We start from the raw sequence: 18,731 nt of genomic DNA, 5'->3' as shown, positions 1-18,731 counted from the left end.
AGCCAGGGCAGCCTGAGTCACCGGTTCTGGCTGAGCCAGCCGAAGCCGCCCAAGCCTGACGAATCGATCAGCTCGGCCTCCTCCGAAGCCCGAGCGAGGGACCTGAGATAGCGGCGTGCGTCGACCCGGGCCAGGTCGAGCGGCGGGCGTGTGCCGGTGATCCCCAGAGCACGCAGCGCGACGCGCTGTGTGGACAACGTTGTGGATATCGCACCGGCCCGTCTGCCCGCCTCGGCGCACGCGTCGAGCGCCACGTGAGCGGTGATGTCGCAGGTCCCGTCGGGGATGGGCGACACCATCGCGCCGTCGCGGTATCCCGTGAGCGTGCCGCGGGGCGGACGGTTATCCACAGGGTGTGCATAATCCACGGCTATCGCGCGACCTCGTTCGAGCCGTTCCAGAACCGTCGCCCAGGCCGCGTCGCGCGGCCATCCGATCTCGGCCCGCGCGCCGGTGCGCGACAGCGGCCACCACCGTTCGAGCCACTCCCGATCGGCCCCGGACGGCGGGTCGCCGAGCCGCTCGTCGCCGGTCTCGGTGTCGACCAGGACGAGCCTGGGCCCGTCGGGTGTCCGCTCGGCGACGTCCAGCGGGATGTTGTCCAGCCACTCGTTGGCGATGGCCAGGCCGTTGATCCCGGACGGGACGGTGGCGCGCCAGTCGATCTCCGGAGGCAGGCCCGCCGGCCGGGGTGACAGGTCGACGGCCGTGACCCGGAGTCGGCTGCGCAGCTCGGGATCGGCCGCGGCGAGCACCCGGCCGACGAGCGCGCCCTCCCCGGCGCCGATGTCGACCAGGTCGAGCTTTCCCGGCATGCCGAGCTCCGCGTCCACCTGTCCGAGCAGGGACAGCACGGCCTCGGCGAACACCGCCGAGGCGCTGACCGAGGTACGGAAGTGGCCTGAGGGCCGCTCTCGCAGGTAGAAGCCGCTCTCGCCGTAGAGCGCGCGGTCGATGGCGGCGCGCCAGGTGAGCCACATGTTAGAAATATCTCACGCTGCACAATGGGTTGGCCTGTGACTGCACAATGTGCAGATCTTGTTTTGGCGTTGACACGTTACGTCTGCGGCAACTCGGTCGCCGCCCGGCCAGGCCGTCGCCGGCTGCCGGGGCGGCGCGAGCGTCGGCTGACATGCGCAGAGCTCGGACCGGCCGGACCGGTCCGAGCTGGACGAGTGACCGCCGATCGGCGTTGGCGGTCACTCGTGCCCCCCCAAGAGGTTCCTGTGCTGTGCGGGCGTCGGGTCCAAGGACTCGGCGCCCGCTGCGATGAACCCCTCTCCTCATCTCTCCGACAGGGGGTACACGATTTGTATGCCCTTGTCCGATTTGTCGATAACGCGACATGCGGCAAAACCCCGGTCACCTGCGTGCCCCCGTTCGGCCGTTACGCTGGTCCGCAGCGCCATCGGGTCGACAGGGGTGAGACGGCATGGACGCAGGTGATCGCCCGGCACGGCTGACCGTCGGCGTGCTGGGAGCGGGCAAGGTGGGCTCCGCACTCGGCGCCGCGCTGGCGCAGGCGGGCCACCGGGTCGTGGCGGCGAGTGGAGTGTCCGACGCCTCCAGAAGGTGGCTGACCGACCGGCTGGGTCTCGAGCCCACCCGGCCGGACGAGGTCGTCAGCGCGGCGGAGCTGATTCTGCTCACCGTCCCCGACGACGCGCTGCCCGATCTCGTCGGCGGCCTGGCGGCGACGGGGGCCGCCCTGCAGGGCAAGCTGCTCGTGCACACCAGCGGCGCCTACGGGCTGTCCGTGCTGGAGCCGGCGGCCAAGGCGGGCGCGCTGCCGCTCGCGCTGCACCCGGTGATGACGTTCACCGGCAGGGACGACGACCTCAACCGGATCACCGGCTGCTCGTTCGGCGTCACCGCGCCCGAGCCGCTCCGCCCCATCGCCGAGGCGCTGGTCATCGAGATGGGCGGCGAGCCCGTCTGGATCGCCGAGGCCGACCGCGCCCTCTATCACGCGGCCCTGGCCAGCGCGGCCAACCACATGGTCACGCTCATCGCCGAGTCCGGCGAGCTGCTGCGGCGCATCGGCGTCGAGCACCCCGGGCGGATGCTCGGCCCGCTGCTCGGCGCCGCCCTGGACAACGTGCTCAGGCTGGGCCTCGCGGGCCTGACCGGGCCGGTGGTGCGCGGCGACGCGGGCACCGTGCGCAAGCACGTCGACGCCCTGATCCTGAGCGCCCCCGAGGCGGCCGACGCCTATGTCGCGCTGGCCAGGCTCACCGCCGACCGCGCGCTGGCGGCCGGGCTGCTCAAACCGGAGGAGGCCGAGCGGCTGCTCGATGCCCTGGGTGGCAACATATGGACCTGACCACAGCCGGTCACGGCGTGGACCCGCCACCTCGCTGACCGCCGCTCTCGGAGGCCCCGGATGGACCTGATCGTCGCCAGGAACCGCACCGACCTGATCAAGGCTCGCGGAGCCGGGACCATCGCCCTGGTGCCCACCATGGGAGCCCTGCACGAGGGGCACCGCTCGCTCGTCCGGGCGGCCCGTACGCATGCCGATCAGGTCGTGGTCAGCATCTTCGTCAACCCCCTGCAGTTCGGGCCGAACGAGGATCTCTCCCGCTATCCCCGTACGTTCGACGCCGACCTTGAGGTGTGCCAGGAGGAGGGCGCCGCGGTGGTGTTCGCCCCCGCCGTGGAGGACATGTATCCTCCGGGCCGCCAGGTGAGCGTCCACGCCGGCGAGATGGGCCGGATCGTCGAGGGCGCCTCCAGGCCGGGCCACTTCGACGGGATGCTCACGGTCGTGCTCAAGCTGTTCAATCTGGTACGGCCGGACGTCGCGGTGTTCGGCCAGAAGGACGCCCAGCAGCTCGCGATGATCAGGCGCATGGTCGCCGACCTGGACGTGCCCGTCGAGATCGTGGGTGCGCCCACCGTTCGCGAGCCGGACGGCCTGGCGCTGTCGAGCCGCAACCGCTACCTGTCCGCCGAGGATCGCCAGGTCGCGCTGGCGTTGTCCCGCGCCCTGCGCGCCGGTGCGGCCGAGCGGGCGCCGGCGCGGATCCGTGCCGCCGCGCGAGAGGTGCTCGACGCGGCCGCGCCCGAGCTGGAGCTCGACTATCTGGCGCTGGTGGACCCGGCCACGTTCGGCGACGTGCCGGAGTCCTACACGGGTGAGGCGGTGCTCGCCGTCGCCGCCCGCGTCGGCGCCACCCGGCTCATCGACAACATGGTCATCGCACTGGGCTGATCCGGGAGGCGCCCCGGGTGTGGAGCGGCTGAGCCCGACATCCGGAGGTGCCCCGGGTGCGGAGCAGCTGAGCTCACGCGTTATCGTCAGTGTGACGAAATCGCCTCAAGGAGGTCCCATGAGTGCACCGGCGATCCCTCTGCGGCTGGTGGCGCCCGATCCCGGCTGGACCGTCGAGGCCGACCTGGTCGTGGTGGGCTCGGGCATCGCCGGGCTGACCGTCGCGCTGCACTACGCCGAGCTGGTCCCGCGGGCCAGGGTGCTGGTCGTCACCAAGGACGTGCTCGCCGCCGGGTCCACCCGGTGGGCGCAGGGCGGCATCGCGGCCGTCCTCGATCCGGCGGACACCCCCGACGAGCACCTCAACGACACGCTGCTGGCCGGCGTGGGCCTGTGCGACACGCGAGCGGTGCGAACGCTGGTCACCGAGGGGCCGGGCGCGCTGCGGCGGCTGATGGACCGGGGCGCGGACTTCGACCGCACGCCGGACGGGCACCTCCAGCTCACCAGGGAAGGCGGCCACCGGCGGCATCGGATCGTGCACGCCGGAGGCGACGCCACGGGCGCCGAGGTGCAGCGGGCGCTGATCGAGGCCGTCCGCGCCGGCGGGATCGAGGTGATCGAGCACGCGCTGGTGCTCGACCTGCTCAAGGACGCACGTGGCCGGACGGCCGGCGTGACGCTGCACGTCATGGGCGAGGGCGCGCGTGACGGCGTGGGCGCCGTACGCGCGCCGGCCGTCGTGCTGGCCACCGGCGGCATGGGCCAGGTCTACTCCTCCACGACCAACCCGCTCGTCTCCACCGGCGACGGCGTGGCGCTCGCGCTGCGGGCCGGGGCCGTGGTGCGGGACCTGGAGTTCGTCCAGTTCCACCCCACCGTGCTCTGGCTCGGCAAGGGGGCGACCGGCCAGCAGCCGCTGATCTCGGAGGCGGTCAGGGGCGAGGGCGCCTTCCTCGTCGACCAGGACGGCGACCGGTTCATGACCGGCGTGCACGAGCTGGCGGACCTGGCGCCCAGGGACGTGGTGGCCAAGGCGATCATGCGGACGATGCGCGCGAACGGCGGCGACCACGTCCTGCTCGACGGTCGTCACTTCGGCGAGGAGAAGTGGCGGACCAGGTTCCCCACGATCTACGCCGTCTGCCGGGAGCATGGCATCGATCCGGTGACCCAGCCGATCCCGGTGGCGCCGGCGGCCCACTACGCCAGCGGCGGAGTCCGTACGGACCTGCGGGGTCGTACCTCCATCGACGGGCTGTACGCGTGCGGCGAGGTCGCCTGCACGGGGGTGCACGGGGCGAATCGGCTGGCGTCCAACTCCCTGCTCGAAGGGCTGGTCTTCGCCGAGCGGATCGCCGACGACATCCACCACCTGAGTAGCGCGCCCGGCGAGCCGGTGCCGGCTCAGGCGCCGACGGGGCTGGTGGACCCGCGGGTGCGGGGGCGGATCCAGTCCCACATGAGCACCGGGGCGGGCGTGCTGCGCAGTCACGCCTCGCTCGCGGCCACGGCTCAGGCGCTGCGCGACGCCCGCTGGACGCCCGTTCAGGTGGCCGCGCGCACCGAGTCGTGGGAGGCGACGAACCTGCTCACCGTCGCCACCGTGCTCACCGGCGCGGCGGCGGCCAGGCAGGAGACCCGTGGCTCGCACTGGCGCGAGGACTTCCCCGACCGCGACGACGACGAATGGCAGGGCCACCTGGACGTGACCCTGACCGAGGAGGGCCTGCAGATGACCTACACGCCGCACGGTGACGCGATGCCGAACCGCCTGGCCCAGGAGCTCACCGCCGCCGGGCTGGACCCGGCCGACGTCGACGCGGTGATCGACCGGGCGCTGGCGGAGGACCTTCAGGAGGCCGGTGACGTCACGAGCCTGGCGACGATCCCGGCCCAGCAGCGTTCGGCAGGCGACGTGGTGGCCCGTGCCGACGGGGTGGTGGCCGGTCTGGCGGTCGCGGAGGCGGTGTTCGTACGGCTGGGCGCCACCCGTACCGAACGCAGGGTCAAGGACGGCGAGCGGGTGCGCGGGGGAGAGGTGCTGATGACCGTCGAGGGGCCCGCCAGGGCCCTGCTGACGGCGGAGCGCACCGCACTGAACCTGATCACCCACCTGTCCGGCATCGCCACGCTGACCGGCCGGTGGGTGGCGGCGATCAGCGGCACGGCGGCGCGGGTGCGGGACAGCCGCAAGACGCTGCCGGGGCTGCGGGCCCTGGAGAAGTACGCGGTGCGCTGCGGCGGTGGCGTCAACCACCGCATGTCGCTGTCGGACGCGGCCCTCATCAAGGACAACCACGTGGTGGCCGCCGGGGGCGTCGCCGAGGCGTTCCGCGCGGTGCGCGAGCGCTACCCGGACCTGCCGATCGAGGTGGAGGTGGACAGCGTCGACCAGCTGGAGGCGGTGCTCGCGGAGGGGGCCGAGCTCGTCCTGCTGGACAACTTCACGGTGGAAGAGACAGCACATGCCGTGCAAATCGCGAAAAATAGTACGAAAAGCGCGGTTGCTCTTGAAGCCAGCGGGGGATTGACCTTGGAATTGGCACGTGATGTGGCTGAGACTGGCGTTGACTACCTGGCGGTCGGAGCGCTCACCCATTCGGCGCCGGCCCTTGACGTCGCACTGGATCTACGGGGGTAATCGATGCTGCTCACGATCGACGTCGGCAACACGCACACGGTGCTCGGTCTTTTCGACGGCGAGGACGTCATCGAGCACTGGCGGCTGGCCACCGACGCCCGCCGCACCGCCGACGAGATCGCGGTCGTCCTCCAGGGGCTGCTCGGCCAGTCGCCGCTGCTCAAGGGGGCCGACGTGGGCGGCATCGCCATCTGCTCCACCGTGCCCAGCGTGCTCAACGAGATGCGCGAGATGTGCCGCCGCTACTACGGCGACGTCACGGCGGTGATCGTCGAGCCCGGCGTGCGCACCGGTGTGCCCGTACGGATGGACAATCCCAAAGAGGTGGGCAGCGACCGCATCGTGAACGCGCTGGCCGCCATCGACCAGTACGGCGGCCCGTGCATCATCGTCGACTTCGGCACCGCCACCTCCTTCGACGCGGTGTCCGCCAAGGGGGAGTACGTCGGGGCGGTCACCGCCCCCGGCATCGAGATCTCCGTCGACGCCCTGGCCGCGGCCGGTGCGCAACTGCACAAGGTGGAGCTGATCAGGCCGCGCTCGGTGATCGCCAAGAACACCGTCGAAGCGCTTCAGGCGGGCATCATCTACGGCTTCGCCGGTCAGGTGGACGGCATCGTCGAGCGGATGGCCGCCGAGCTGGCCGAGGACCCCGAGGAAGTGACGGTGGTGGCCACCGGCGGGCACGCGGCGCTGGTGGTGGGCGAGTCCCGCTGCATCGACGTGCACGAGCCGTGGCTGACCCTGATCGGCCTGCGGCTGGTCTACGCCCGCAACACCGCTTAGCCGAGCGGCCCCCTGCTCGGGAAGGGGACCGCTCGTGCGTCCTTGGTAACCGGGAGCGCTTGCGGCGCCCCTGCAGGGGGCCGACGACGGCTTGCAGGTGGCCGTATCCCCTACCCTTTGGTGGTGTGAGCGAAGAACTTCCTGAGCAGATGCGCATCCGGAGGGAGAAGCTCGACCGCCTTCGCAGTCAGGGCGTCGACCCCTATCCGGTCAACTTTCCTCGTACGGCCACCAATGCCGAGGTGAGGGAGAAATACCAGAGCCTTGAGCCCGACGCCGCGACCGGCGACCGGGTCGGGGTCGCGGGACGCGTCATGCTCAACCGGGTGGGCGGCAAGCTCTGCTTCGCCACGCTTCGCGACGGCAGCGGCGACCTGCAGGTCATGATCTCGCTCGACAAGGTCGGCGAGGAGTCCCTGGCGGCTTGGAAGCACGACGTCGACCTGGGCGACCACGTGGGCGTCGAGGGTGAGGTCATCACCTCCCGCCGCGGCGAGCTGTCCATCCTGGCCGACAGCTGGCAGATCACCGCCAAGTGCCTGCGCCCGCTGCCGGAGAAGCACGTCGGCCTCACCGACCCCGAGGCCCGGGTGCGCCAGCGTTACGTCGACCTCATCGTCAACGACGAGGCCCGCGAGATGGCCCGGATCCGCAGCGCCACCGTGCGCGCGGTGCGCGACTTCTGGCACGAGGAGGGCTACCTCGAGGTCGAGACGCCGATGCTGCAGCCCATCCACGGGGGCGCCGCGGCCCGGCCTTTCAAGACCCACATCAACGCCTACGACATGGAGCTCTACCTCCGCATCGCCATCGAGCTCTACCTCAAGCGGCTGGTCGTGGGCGGCATCGAGAAGGTCTTCGAGATCAACCGCAACTTCCGCAACGAAGGCGCGGACTCCACGCACAACCCCGAGTTCACCATGATCGAGGCTTACGGCACCTACCTCGACTACAACGACATGGCGGACCTGACCCAGCGCATGTACCAGAAGGCCGTGGTCGCCGCGCTGGGCACCTCCGTGGTGGTGCACGACGGCGTCGAGGTCGACCTGGGCATCCCCGAGTGGCCCAGGATCAGACTGTACGACGCGGTGTCGGAGGCGGTGGGCGAGGAGCTCAGCACCGAGACCCCGCTGGAGCGGGTCCGCGCGCTCGCCGACAAGCACGACGTCCACTGGGACGCCAAGTGGGGGCAGGGCAAGCTGGTCCAGGAGCTGTTCGAGGAGCTCGTGGAGCACACCCTGATCCAGCCGACGTTCGTCATGGACTACCCGCTGGAGACCTCCCCGCTGACCCGTCAGCACCGGGACAATCCGCTGCTGACGGAGAAGTGGGACCTGATCGGGTTCGGCACCGAGCTGGGCACCGCCTACTCAGAGCTCATCGACCCGATCGAGCAGCGCCGCCGGCTGGTGGAGCAGTCCCTGCTGGCGGCGGGCGGCGACCCGGAGGCCATGCAGCTCGACGAGGACTTCCTGCAGGCCCTCGAATACGCGATGCCGCCGACGGGTGGCATGGGCGCCGGCATCGACCGCATGGTCATGGCCTTCACCGGCCGTAACATCCGCGAGACGATCCTGTTCCCGCTGGTGCGGCCGACCGGCTGAGCGAGTGGCTCCGCCGGCCCGGGAGGCGGGCGGCCCCGCTGTCCCGGGTGTCGTCCGAGGCGGTTCGCGGGACGGCGGAGCGTCACCACGATGGTCATTGCGCCCGGATATTTGCCGATATATGCGAGTAGTTCACCTACGGCGGGGTGCGTCAAGTGAAGCCGATCTCGTGCTTGACGACCTTTCCCGCATGCGTTTACCGTCTGGCGGGACGAGCAGCGTCACTCGGATCAACGACGTCTCCGAGTCGTGCTGTTGGGAGGGAGGGCTCCCGATGAATGTGCTCACTGAAGGCGTTGAGCTGAGCCATGCCGATCTCGCATTGCTGGCCGAGCTCGCCAAGGGGGTAACGGTGGATCGGGTGGGACGGCGCTTGGACATCAGCGGGCGGACGGTGCGCCGAAGACTGCGCGGGATCTGTGATCGCATCGGCGTGGCCACCGCGATCGAGGCGGTGGCCTGGGCGGCACGCCGTCAGCTGATCTAGTCGGCGATGCGGACGGCGCCGGCGTAGGGGCGCCTGGCGATGGACGCGATGCGCACGACGTCACCCGTCTGCGGCGCGTGCACCATCATGCCGCCGCCCAGATAGATGCCGACGTGGTGCAGGTCGTTGTAGAAGAAGACCAGGTCGCCGGCGCGCAGCTCCTCCTTCGGGATGTGCCTGCCCGCCGTCCACTGGTCGCCGGTGTAGTGCGGCAGCGAGATCCCCACGCGCTGATAGGCCGCCATCACCAGGCCTGAGCAGTCATAGCCACGTGGGCCTTCGGCGCCCCAGATGTAGGGCTTGAGCTGCTGGGTGAGCGCCCACTGGGCGGCCTGCGCGGCCTTGCCGGAGCCGGGGATGGGCAGGCTCACGCGGGTCGCGGCGGTGCCCGGCCGGCCGGCCTCGCCGAGCGCGCGCTTGAAGAGGTTGCTCTCCACCTTGGCGACGAGCTTCACGATCTTGTCCCGTTTGGTGCCGAGATCCTGGACGATCCCCGTCACCTCGTCGATGCGCGCCTTGGCGCCCGCCCTGGCCCGCTCGGCCGCCTTCATGGCCTTGGTGAGCTGGAGCACCTCCGCACCCTGCTGCTGCTGGAGCGCGTAGGTGGTGGCGGCCCTGGTGAGATAGTTCTCGGGGTCCTGCGAGCCGGCGAAGTTCAGGGCGTTGCCGAGCCCGCCGGTCATGTACTCGTTCTGCGCGAGCATCATCGCCTTGGAGCGCTTGGTCCGCAGCACGGACTCACTGGCCGCCAGCGTCCTCTTGGCACTCTGTACGGACTTCTGGGCCGCCTTGAGCTTCTCGCGCTGCCCGTTGTAGTTCTCGGTCAGCGTCTCGATCTCGACGTGCATCTCCTCGACCTGCTTGGAGAGCTTCTTGAGCGAGGGCTCCGGGTCGGCGGAGGCGGAACCGAGTGGGCCGGCCATGAGCAGCGCGGCGGCCGTCACGCCCGCGATGCCGAACCTGAGGACCCCTCTTGCCTTGGTCCCGCTGCGCTTCACCGACCGAGCTCCTTCCATCGACGCCTACCGGGTTAGCTGACGGGTTCGGGCCGGAAGCAGCCCTACCGAGCCAAAAGCTCGGATTCACCCCTGGTGGTGCCGTGCGGCACCCCTGGTGGTTCCCCGGCTCCCCTGCGGGGATTGGGCGCGTCCCGTACGAGAATCGCGGGGGACATCGTCGCTGGACACTAATGCACTCCAGGTTCCTGCTCAACCGGAACTGCAGAGTCTGTAGAGGTTTCACAACCGAAGGGTCACAAGGTGATCTCGTGACACCCCGTACAGAAAGGGATTTATGTCCTCTTTGCCCTATGTTGGGTCTGTAGGAACCGCGCAAACGTAAGCGTGCTCGCGCGAACACAAGAGGTAACAGGCTGGGGCAGAGGTGAGAGTTAGGGCTGAGCCGTAATGACATCTGTACGCTGGACGTCCATGGAGCAGGTCGCCGAACTCACCGTCCGAGAGACAGAGGTCGTCGTCCGGCGTGCCAGAACCCCGGACGTCCGGACCATCAAACTCCTGGTCGACACCTACGCCGGCGCCGGACACCGGCTGCTGGAGAAGGCGACCGTCACCCTGTACGAAGACGTGCAGGAGTTCTGGGTCGCCGAGCTCGCCGGGGAAGTCGTCGGGTGCGGGGCCCTGCACGTGCTCTGGGAGGACCTGGCGGAGATCCGCACGGTCGCCGTCCACCCGGAGGCCCGGGGTCTGGGCATCGGCCACCGGATCGTCTCGGCCCTCCTCGACACCGCCAGAGAGCTGGAGCTGCAGCGCGTCTTCTGCCTGACCTTCGAGGTCGATTTCTTCGCCCGGCACGGGTTCCGCACCATCCAGGGCACCCCGGTCTCACCTGAGGTCTATGCCGAGTTGCTGGCCTCCTACGACGAGGGTGTGGCCGAGTTCCTGGACCTGGAGCACGTCAAGCCGAACACCCTGGGCAACACACGTATGCTGCTCCACCTGGCGTCGGGTGACGAGGTCCTTGACCAACGGGAAAGGTGATTGTTGATACCTATGTCGATACCTTGGGCCAGGACAGGCATGTGCCCTGACACGTGCCACATGCGCACTCGAAGCGAGGTGACACGGTGAGCACAGGACAGCCTCCGTATCCTCAGGACAACTCCGGCGAAAACCCGCCGTACGGGAATCCTGAATACGGGCAGAGCACGGGACGCCAGCAGGGCGAGCCCGACCCCGACGTGACCATCGTCGGTTACCGGGCTGACGACGCTTATGGCCAGCAGCCCCAGTACGGGCAGCAGCAGCAGCAGGGGTACGGGCAGCCTGGCTATGGCCAGCAGCAGCCCGAGTACGGCCAGCAGCAGGGCTACGGTCAGCAGCAACAGGGGTACGGACAGCCTGGTTACGGGCAGCCGTCCCAGCCTGACTACGGCCAGCAGCAGGGCTACGGGCAGCAGGGGTACGGCCAGCAGTCCCAGCCCGACTACGGCCAGCAGGCCAACTACGGCCAGCAGCCGGCGTCCCAGCCGGACTACGGGCAGCAGCAGCAGGGGTACGGGCAGCCTGGCTATGGCCAGCAGCAGCCCGAGTACGGCCAGCAGCAGGGCTACGGCCAGCAGCCTCCGTCCGGCCAGCAGGGCTACGGCCAGCAGGCGTCTTCCGGTCAGCAGGGCTACGGCCAGCAGCCCCCCTCGGGCCAGCAGGGCTACGGCCAGCAGCCTCCCTCGGGCCAGCAGGGCTACGGCCAGCAGCCGTCTTCCGGCCAGCAGGGTTACGGTCAGCAGCCGCAGTACGGCCAGCCCGGTTATGGGCAGCAGCAGCCTGACTACGGCCAGCAGGCGGACTACGGCCAGCAGCAGGGCTACGGCCAGCCGGGTTACGGCCAGCAGCAGCCTGACTATGGGCAGCAGCAGGCTTACGGCCAGCCTGGTTACGGCCAGCAGCCTCAGTACAGCCAGCCGGGCTACGGCCAGCAGCCCTACGGGCAGTCGTACGGCAAGCCGGTCGGGGTGCAGCCGCCCGGGGCCCCGGCTCCGCTCGCGGAGTGGTGGCAGCGGCTGGTGGCCCGTCTGATCGACGGCGTCATCTTCGGCGTCATCTCCTTCCTGGTCACCCTCATCACGACCGCCCTGTTCGTCGCGAGCTACAGCTCGGTCACCGGCGCCACGAGTGGCTTCGTGGGCGCTTCCTCCTTCCTCGCGGGGCTCATCCAGTACGCCATCCTGACGGCGCTGTACGTGGCCTACGACTTCTTCATGACCAAGATGAACGGGCAGACGCTCGGCAAGATGGTGATGGGGATCAAGGTCGTCCCGGTGGGTCAGGCGCTGCCGCCCGGCGGGCTGCCGACCGACCTGGCGCTCAAGCGCGCCGGAGGCACCTGGGGTGGTTATGTGCTCGGCATCGTCCCGTTCGTCGGCCCGTTGCTCGGGGTGATCGTCGTGGGCCTGAATGCCGCTTCCCAGCTCTGGGACAAGCCGCTGCAGCAGACGTTCGCCGACAAGTTCGCCGGCACCGTGGTGGTCAAGATCAAGTAACCGAGATCAAGCGAAACAGGGGCCGGCATCCCGTCGGCCCCTGTTTTTGTGCCTCGATCCGGTACCAGAATGGGGACAGGCAGGGCTCTGACGGGTCTGCGATCGTTGAGGTGAGGTTATGACCGGGACACCGCCGCAGGTGGACCTGATGCCCGCTGAATGGTGGGAACGACTCGTCGCCAGACTCATTGAAGCGCTCGTCTTCGGCGTCTTCTATTACATTCTGTTCATTGCGCTATGGGGCATCTTCCGAACTGTCGGGGTTCTGGACGCGTTCGAGGGACGTTTGCCCGCCGTGTTCGCATGGGTGCTCGCGGGGCTGGCATATACGGCCTACGACTGGTGGCAACTTTCCCGGGGCGGGCGGACCTTCGGGAAGGCGATCATGAAGATTCGGGTTGCGCCGGGCGACCTTCCGCCGCGCGACCGGCTCAAACGAGCCCTGCTCTATCCGGCGCCCGCTATGGTGATGGGCATTCCGGTGGTCAATCTGCTGGCCGGAATGTTCGTGTTCGGCGTCGGTCTGCTCATCTTGATCGACAAGCCACTCCAGCGCGGACCGCATGACAGACTCGCGGGAACGCTGGTGGTCAAAGATCTTCGCTGAGGCGCACGTACCTGGCCCGATGGCTTTTCACCAAATTTTCCGCTTGATCCGGTAAGGAGCCTGGAGAGACTGGCATTAGGCTATGGGCGTCCGGGTTGCCGGATGTTGGTGCCCCCTGCCAGGCTGTGGGCATCTGTGTGCCGCTATGGTCGGGTGCGGGCGGTGCTCTCACCTCGGGCGACATGAGGGCCGGGTGGCCCCAGCTCCCCCGCGACGTGTGTATAAACGCTCCTGAAACCCCGGTCCGCTGTGGAGACGAGGACGAATGCAAGCCGTAACAGACGTATTGTCGGCGCTCATCCCACCTGTCGTCGTGGGCGGCGCCTTCATCTTTGGCGTGGTGAAGTTGGTGCGCTCCGAGGGCGCTGGACGGCGTCCAAACCGCCAGGATCAGGCCGAGAACCGCAACTGATCAGCGGCTCAGCGAATCACTGCAGCTCTGAATTGTCTTAACGCCTTTCCGGGTATATGTTTGGCTCAGGCGAATGAAACAATGCTCCGGGAAAGGATTGCGTAGATGGCCAAGCAGATCCAGGAGATTCTCATCGATGACCTCGATGGGGGCGAGGCCAATGAGACGGTCAGCTTCGCTATTGACGGCTCCACCTATGAGATTGACCTCAGCGACCTTAACGCCAAGAAGCTGCGGGACTCCCTCACGCCTTTCGTGCAGCACGCTCGCCGGGCAGGTGCCGTATCGACGCGCCGTCGTGGACGTGGCGGGCAGCGGGCGATGAGCCGCGAGAAGAGCGCTGAGATCCGGCAGTGGGCCAAGGCTCATGGGCTGCCGGTCAGCGAGCGAGGCCGTATCGCCTCCACCGTCGTAGAGAAGTACGAGGCGGCCCACTAAGGAGCCGGCTCACCGACATGCGCTTATGCCGATCGCCTAGGACCCCGGCGGCCGCCATAAGCGCATGATCATTTCTAGACCGAATCTCAAATGGTGGACGGTTTTCCCGTTGATCTTCTGATTCTTCGTCGAAGTGGGCATTTGGGCCCGACTTTCCCCGTGGACGGCGGGGATCCCGGAGGAATGCGCGGCATTTGTTGATCTGCCGCCCGGCCTCACCCCCTTTCCCGCCGGACATCCCGACGCTCCCGCTTCCCCTGCCGGCCGTGCCGGGGAGGCGGGATTCGCCGTTATGGCGGCAAGCCCGATCGTCACTGTGATCGCGTTATGGCCGGCGGTCGCGAGAATCCGGCCATGAGAGCGTTCCCACGCCGGCGGTTCAGTCCGGACGTTCTCCAGGGCTCCACAGGACGTCGTTCTCCACGGCCCCAGAGGTTCTCCACGGGATCCCACAGGACGTTCTCCACGGGACGTTCTTCACAGGGCGGGCGTTTCACGTGAAGCCGTTCAAGTGAACTCTCGCCCCAAGGGGCTCGCGAGAGCACTCGCCGCACTCATTCCGCCCCTCGTTTCGGCGCGCGCGTTCCCCGGCTTGTACGCCGGAGGTCCGTAATCCACGCCATCCTGGCCGGGTACGCGGCGGGGCCTGCGGCGCCATCGGTAACGATCCTGACCAGACGGCTGTGATTACGCCCTGGGTGATACGTTCCACAGCCGCTTGGCCTGCGTTTGCATCAGCGCATACGATGGCAGGGGTAAGAGTTACGGACGCGGCACCAAGATGAGGGCGAGACCGACCCCAGGCCTGTCCGACACGGCGTCCGCCAGTGGATCCGTGCCGATCTGCCCGCGCCGTCACCGGGGAATTTCACCCACTTCCGGCGAGCGCCCTAAACATCGTTCGCTTGCGGCGTATCGGGAACATGTGACCCCCGAACGGTAGTTGGATAGAGGGTGAAGGCCCTGCTCTCGGGGAACGTGTCTGCTATAGAGCGTGTCAGCGGCAGAGGGCAAGGTTTGCCGAGCCAGGGCTAGCATGCGGGATGACGGGACCGGATTAACCGGCCTGACTGACCGCTCTGTGAGGAGCGACGAGATGTTCGAGAGGTTCACCGACCGAGCGAGGCGTGTTGTCGTCTTGGCCCAAGAAGAGGCCAGGATGCTCAACCACAACTACATCGGCACTGAGCACATTCTTCTTGGTTTGATCCACGAAGGTGAGGGCGTAGCCGCCAAGGCTCTGGAGAGCCTCGGCATCAGCCTTGAGGGTGTGCGTCAGCAGGTCGAGGAGATCATCGGCCAGGGCCAGTCGGCTCCGTCGGGGCACATTCCGTTCACCCCGCGGGCCAAGAAGGTCCTCGAGCTGTCGCTCCGTGAGGCTTTGCAACTGGGTCACAACTACATCGGCACCGAGCACATCCTGCTCGGGCTCATCCGTGAGGGTGAGGGTGTGGCCGCCCAGGTGCTGGTCAAGCTTGGAGCCGATCTCAACCGTGTGCGGCAGCAGGTCATCCAGTTGCTCCACGGTTACCAGGGCAAGGAGCCGGCCGCCGCGGGTGGCCCGCAGGAGTCGGCCCCGTCGACCTCCCTGGTGCTCGACCAGTTCGGCCGCAACCTGACCCAGGCCGCCCGTGAGGGCAAGCTGGATCCGGTCATCGGCCGTGAGAAGGAGATCGAGCGGGTCATGCAGGTCCTCTCCCGGAGGACCAAGAACAACCCGGTGCTGATCGGCGAGCCTGGCGTCGGCAAGACCGCCGTCGTCGAGGGCCTGTCGCAGAAGATCGTCAGAGGCGAGGTGCCCGAGACGCTGAAGGACAAGCAGCTCTACACGCTTGACCTCGGTGCTCTGGTGGCCGGCTCGCGTTACCGCGGCGACTTCGAAGAGCGCCTGAAGAAGGTGCTCAAGGAGATCCGCACCCGCGGCGACATCATCCTGTTCATCGACGAGCTGCACACGCTCGTGGGTGCGGGTGCCGCCGAGGGCGCGATCGACGCCGCCAGCATCCTCAAGCCGATGCTGGCCCGTGGTGAGCTGCAGACCATCGGCGCCACCACGCTCGACGAATACCGCAAATACCTGGAGAAGGACGCCGCTCTCGAGCGCCGGTTCCAGCCGATCCAGGTGGCCGAGCCCTCGCTCAGCCACACGATCGAGATCCTCAAGGGTCTGCGCGACCGTTACGAGGCGCACCACCGGGTCTCCATCACCGATGGCGCGCTGGTCGCCGCCGCGCAGCTGGCCGACCGCTACATCAGCGACCGCTACCTTCCCGACAAGGCGATCGACCTCATCGACGAGGCCGGTTCCCGGATGCGCATCCGCCGGATGACCGCTCCGCCGGACCTGCGCGAGTACGACGAGAAGATCGCCAACGTCCGCCGGGACAAGGAGTCCGCGATCGACGCGCAGGACTTCGAGAAGGCGGCTGCCCTCCGGGACCAGGAGAAGCAGCTCCAGCTCAAGCGCGAGCGGCGGGAGAAGGAGTGGAAGGCCGGCGACATGGACGTCGTGGCCGAGGTCACCGAGGAGCTCATCGCAGAGGTCCTGGCGACGGCCACCGGCATCCCGGTCTTCAAGCTGACCGAGGAGGAGTCGCAGCGCCTGCTCCGCATGGAGGACGAGCTCCACAAGCGGATCATCGGCCAGGACGACGCCATCAAGGGCCTGTCGCGGTCCATCCGGCGCACCCGCGCCGGTCTGAAGGACCCGCGGCGTCCCGGCGGCTCGTTCATCTTCGCCGGTCCGTCCGGTGTCGGTAAGACCGAGCTGTCCAAGGCTCTGGCGGAGTTCCTCTTCGGCGACGAAGACGCTCTGATCAGCCTCGACATGTCGGAGTTCATGGAGAAGCACACCGTCTCCAGGCTGTTCGGCTCGCCTCCCGGCTACGTCGGCTACGAAGAGGGCGGTCAGCTCACCGAGAAGGTGCGGCGCAAGCCGTTCTCCGTGGTCCTGTTCGACGAGATCGAGAAGGCCCACCCCGACATCTTCAACTCGCTGCTGCAGATCCTGGAAGACGGTCGCCTGACCGACGCCCAGGGCCGGGTGGTCGACTTCAAGAACACGGTCATCATCATGACCACCAACCTCGGCACCCGGGACATCTCCAAGGGCATCGGGGTCGGGTTCGCGAAGTCCAACGACGCCGACTCCAACTACGACCGGATGAAGTCGAAGGTCCAGGAAGAGCTCAAGCAGCACTTCCGGCCCGAGTTCCTCAACCGTGTCGACGACATCGTGGTCTTCCACCAGCTGACGCCGAACGAGATCATCAAGATCGTGGATCTGATGCTCGCCCAGGTGGACTCTCGCCTGAAGGACCGCGACATGGGGCTCGACGTCTCGCCCGACGCCAAGCAGCTGCTTGCCGAGCGCGGTTACGACCCGGTCATGGGCGCACGGCCGCTGCGCCGTACGATCCAGCGCGAGCTTGAGGACTCCCTGTCGGAGAAGATCCTCTACGGCGAGCTCCGTCCGGGGCAGGTCGTCAAGGTCACGATCGAGGGCGAGGGCGACAACGCCAAGTTCCTCTTCGTGGGCGAGGACGTCCCGCAGATTCCCGACTCGGCCGCGGCGATCGCCGGTTCGATCCAGAGCTGACGGTTCAGCGCCGAGCGCGCCAAGAAACCCCTCGTGTCCAGGACGCGGGGGGTTTCTTGCTGTCCAGGGTCGGTGCCAGGCGTTTCACGGCGACCGTTGCCGAAATGTTGGCAGTTCGGCTATGCGCGCCACCAGAAGTAGTACTACACTGCGTAGAGCTTCGCCAAGTCCTTCCCAAGCCAGCCGCAAGAGCGCGCTTTTACGGTCGGAGGGACTGCTCCCTGGGGAGTAGTACGAAATCAACTCAGGGCGGACGCGTGCGCCACCCGTGAGCAGTCATGCTCGCCAGGGTCCGCGCGAGCCTCAAGCGGGCGAGGGGACAACCGATGCAAGTTGTGGAGGAAGCCGATGCGCCTGCGTCACGTTGACGGAACGCTCGTTCACCTCGCCTATAACGCAGGCGTTCACCCCGCTGAGGACCTGGAGAACCTGATCGCCCACCTGACCCGCTACGCCGTCCCGGTGCGCAAGCGGCTTGGCGTGGAGCGGATGGGCGTCGGCCTGTGGCTGTCGCCCACAGTGGCCGACCACCTCACCGCCGACCGCATCGAGCTGGTGCGGCTGCGCCGCTCGCTGGAGGAGCGTGGCCTGGAGGTCGTCAGCCTCAACGGCACCGGCGGCCGCAACCAGGAGGTGCCTGGCCCCGACTGGGCCAAGCCCGAGCGCTACCGCTACACGATGGCGCTGGCCAAGATCCTGGCGTTTCTGCTGCCCGAGGACGTCCGGTTCGGCAGCATCTCCACGATACCGATCGGCTGGCGCCGCGACTGGCCCGCCGACCTTCACTCCATCGCCACCCGGCGGCTGGAGCGGCTGGCCCGCGAGCTGCGCGGCATCTACAGCGTCACCGGCAAGACCATCAGGGTCGGCTTCGAGCCGTGGCCCGGGTGTGTGCTGGAGACGACCGAGCAGGCGCTGGAGCGCGTGGGCGGGATCGGCTCCGAGCACCTGGGCATCTGCCTGGACGCCTGTCACCTCGCCTGCGGCTCCGAGGAGCCTGGTGCGGCCCTGCGCGGCCTGGCCGAGGCCGGTGCGCCGGTGGTCAAGCTGGGCCATGTGCACAGCCACGCCGGCGGCACGCTCAACACCGGAGCCGTGCTCCACGACACGCTCACGGCGATGCTGTCGGGCGCGGTCAACGGCAGCGCGCACATCGAGGTCGAAACGCACAACCTGATGGTCCCGGGCCGCGCCAAGGGCCCCGGTGCCCTGGTGTCGCTCCTGGCCGAGGAGCTCGACTGGGCCCGCACCAACCTCAGCAGCCTGGGCCTGCAACTGGCCGCCTGAGGTCACCACGCCACGTCCGGTGGTGGTGCGGGTAAGCGCTGGTGGGGTGGTGCGAGTAAGCACCGGTGGTGCGGGGTGAGCACCTCCCGCTCAGGCCGGCGGATCCCGTTGAAGACCCGAGGTCGGTCAGAGGGTGGGTCGGAGCCTGCTCA

The 18,731-nt window shown here is 68.3% G+C and carries 14 protein-coding genes and 1 riboswitch; of the genes, 12 read left to right on the top strand and 2 right to left on the bottom strand.

The annotated features are described in order from the left end of the window. Positions 1-17: 17 nt before the first annotated feature. A complete protein-coding gene (locus OHA68_RS12070; RefSeq protein WP_327107716.1) occupies positions 18-980 on the bottom strand; it encodes an SAM-dependent methyltransferase in 963 nt (320 codons plus the stop codon). Positions 981-1,432: 452 nt separating this feature from the next. Here OHA68_RS12070 and OHA68_RS12065 point away from each other — a divergent pair, with 452 nt between their 5' ends. From OHA68_RS12065 to OHA68_RS12040, 6 genes are all read left to right on the top strand, one after another. Continuing rightward, a complete protein-coding gene (locus tag OHA68_RS12065; protein ID WP_189137788.1) occupies positions 1,433-2,323 on the top strand; it encodes a Rossmann-like and DUF2520 domain-containing protein in 891 nt (296 codons plus the stop codon). 60 nt (positions 2,324-2,383) lie between these two features. Further along, the gene (gene panC, locus OHA68_RS12060) at positions 2,384-3,214 is read left to right on the top strand and encodes a pantoate--beta-alanine ligase (RefSeq protein ID WP_327107715.1); all 831 of its coding nucleotides are present in this window, start codon (positions 2,384-2,386) and stop codon (positions 3,212-3,214) included. 118 nt (positions 3,215-3,332) lie between these two features. Continuing rightward, positions 3,333-5,858 (top strand): L-aspartate oxidase, encoded by a 2,526-nt coding sequence (locus OHA68_RS12055; protein ID WP_327107714.1) that lies wholly within the window; start codon positions 3,333-3,335, stop codon positions 5,856-5,858. A 3-nt stretch (positions 5,859-5,861) separates the two neighbouring features. Further along, on the top strand, positions 5,862-6,644 hold the full coding sequence (locus OHA68_RS12050; protein WP_189137791.1) for a type III pantothenate kinase: 783 nt from the start codon (positions 5,862-5,864) through the stop codon (positions 6,642-6,644). A 125-nt stretch (positions 6,645-6,769) separates the two neighbouring features. Further along, entirely contained in the window at positions 6,770-8,251 is a 1,482-nt protein-coding gene (gene lysX, locus OHA68_RS12045; protein ID WP_327107713.1) for a bifunctional lysylphosphatidylglycerol synthetase/lysine--tRNA ligase LysX, read from the top strand. Between the two features lie 274 nt (positions 8,252-8,525). Continuing rightward, positions 8,526-8,738: a LuxR C-terminal-related transcriptional regulator gene (locus OHA68_RS12040; RefSeq protein ID WP_189137793.1), complete on the top strand. Its 213-nt coding sequence runs from the start codon at positions 8,526-8,528 to the stop codon at positions 8,736-8,738. Here OHA68_RS12040 and OHA68_RS12035 read toward each other — a convergent pair. Beyond that, positions 8,735-9,736: a C40 family peptidase gene (locus OHA68_RS12035; protein WP_327107712.1), complete on the bottom strand. Its 1,002-nt coding sequence runs from the start codon at positions 9,734-9,736 to the stop codon at positions 8,735-8,737. The genes OHA68_RS12040 and OHA68_RS12035 overlap by 4 nt on opposite strands. A 6-nt stretch (positions 9,737-9,742) precedes the next feature. Beyond that, positions 9,743-9,894: riboswitch (cyclic di-AMP (ydaO/yuaA leader) on the bottom strand. Between the two features lie 274 nt (positions 9,895-10,168). Between OHA68_RS12035 and OHA68_RS12030 the strand changes: the two genes are divergently transcribed. The 6 genes from OHA68_RS12030 to OHA68_RS12005 all read left to right on the top strand — a co-directional run bounded on the left by OHA68_RS12030 (position 10,169) and on the right by OHA68_RS12005 (position 18,579). After that, the gene (locus OHA68_RS12030; protein WP_327109494.1) at positions 10,169-10,738 is read left to right on the top strand and encodes an amino-acid N-acetyltransferase; all 570 of its coding nucleotides are present in this window, start codon (positions 10,169-10,171) and stop codon (positions 10,736-10,738) included. A gap of 86 nt (positions 10,739-10,824) precedes the next feature. Continuing rightward, the gene (locus tag OHA68_RS12025; RefSeq protein WP_327107711.1) at positions 10,825-12,237 is read left to right on the top strand and encodes an RDD family protein; all 1,413 of its coding nucleotides are present in this window, start codon (positions 10,825-10,827) and stop codon (positions 12,235-12,237) included. A gap of 118 nt (positions 12,238-12,355) precedes the next feature. Then, the gene (locus tag OHA68_RS12020) at positions 12,356-12,844 is read left to right on the top strand and encodes an RDD family protein (RefSeq protein WP_189137797.1); all 489 of its coding nucleotides are present in this window, start codon (positions 12,356-12,358) and stop codon (positions 12,842-12,844) included. Positions 12,845-13,361: 517 nt separating this feature from the next. After that, the gene (locus OHA68_RS12015) at positions 13,362-13,694 is read left to right on the top strand and encodes a histone-like nucleoid-structuring protein Lsr2 (RefSeq protein ID WP_189137798.1); all 333 of its coding nucleotides are present in this window, start codon (positions 13,362-13,364) and stop codon (positions 13,692-13,694) included. Positions 13,695-14,790: 1,096 nt separating this feature from the next. Further along, positions 14,791-17,292, top strand: coding sequence for an ATP-dependent Clp protease ATP-binding subunit (locus OHA68_RS12010; protein ID WP_327107710.1), 2,502 nt, complete (start codon positions 14,791-14,793; stop codon positions 17,290-17,292). Positions 17,293-17,640: 348 nt separating this feature from the next. Then, positions 17,641-18,579, top strand: coding sequence for a sugar phosphate isomerase/epimerase family protein (locus OHA68_RS12005; RefSeq protein ID WP_189137800.1), 939 nt, complete (start codon positions 17,641-17,643; stop codon positions 18,577-18,579). The last annotated feature ends 152 nt before the right edge of the window (positions 18,580-18,731 follow it).

This window comes from Nonomuraea glycinis (assembly GCF_035920485.1).
GTDB classification, from domain to species: Bacteria; Actinomycetota; Actinomycetes; order Streptosporangiales; family Streptosporangiaceae; genus Nonomuraea; species Nonomuraea glycinis.
Note: the sequence above shows the minus strand (reverse complement) of the source record. Positions and strands in the feature narration are given on the sequence as shown.

Bases quoted from the DNA above. Each gene is read 5' to 3' on its own strand.
- OHA68_RS12070 (WP_327107716.1), bottom strand. From the start codon at position 980: ATGTGGCTCACCTGGCGCGCCGCCATCGACCGCGCGCTCTACGGCGAG.
- OHA68_RS12065 (WP_189137788.1), top strand. From the start codon at position 1,433: ATGGACGCAGGTGATCGCCCGGCACGGCTGACCGTCGGCGTGCTGGGA.
- panC (WP_327107715.1), top strand. From the start codon at position 2,384: ATGGACCTGATCGTCGCCAGGAACCGCACCGACCTGATCAAGGCTCGC.
- OHA68_RS12055 (WP_327107714.1), top strand. From the start codon at position 3,333: ATGAGTGCACCGGCGATCCCTCTGCGGCTGGTGGCGCCCGATCCCGGC.
- OHA68_RS12050 (WP_189137791.1), top strand. From the start codon at position 5,862: ATGCTGCTCACGATCGACGTCGGCAACACGCACACGGTGCTCGGTCTT.
- OHA68_RS12040 (WP_189137793.1), top strand. From the start codon at position 8,526: ATGAATGTGCTCACTGAAGGCGTTGAGCTGAGCCATGCCGATCTCGCA.
- OHA68_RS12030 (WP_327109494.1), top strand. From the start codon at position 10,169: ATGGAGCAGGTCGCCGAACTCACCGTCCGAGAGACAGAGGTCGTCGTC.
- OHA68_RS12020 (WP_189137797.1), top strand. From the start codon at position 12,356: ATGACCGGGACACCGCCGCAGGTGGACCTGATGCCCGCTGAATGGTGG.
- OHA68_RS12015 (WP_189137798.1), top strand. From the start codon at position 13,362: ATGGCCAAGCAGATCCAGGAGATTCTCATCGATGACCTCGATGGGGGC.
- OHA68_RS12010 (WP_327107710.1), top strand. From the start codon at position 14,791: ATGTTCGAGAGGTTCACCGACCGAGCGAGGCGTGTTGTCGTCTTGGCC.
- OHA68_RS12005 (WP_189137800.1), top strand. From the start codon at position 17,641: ATGCGCCTGCGTCACGTTGACGGAACGCTCGTTCACCTCGCCTATAAC.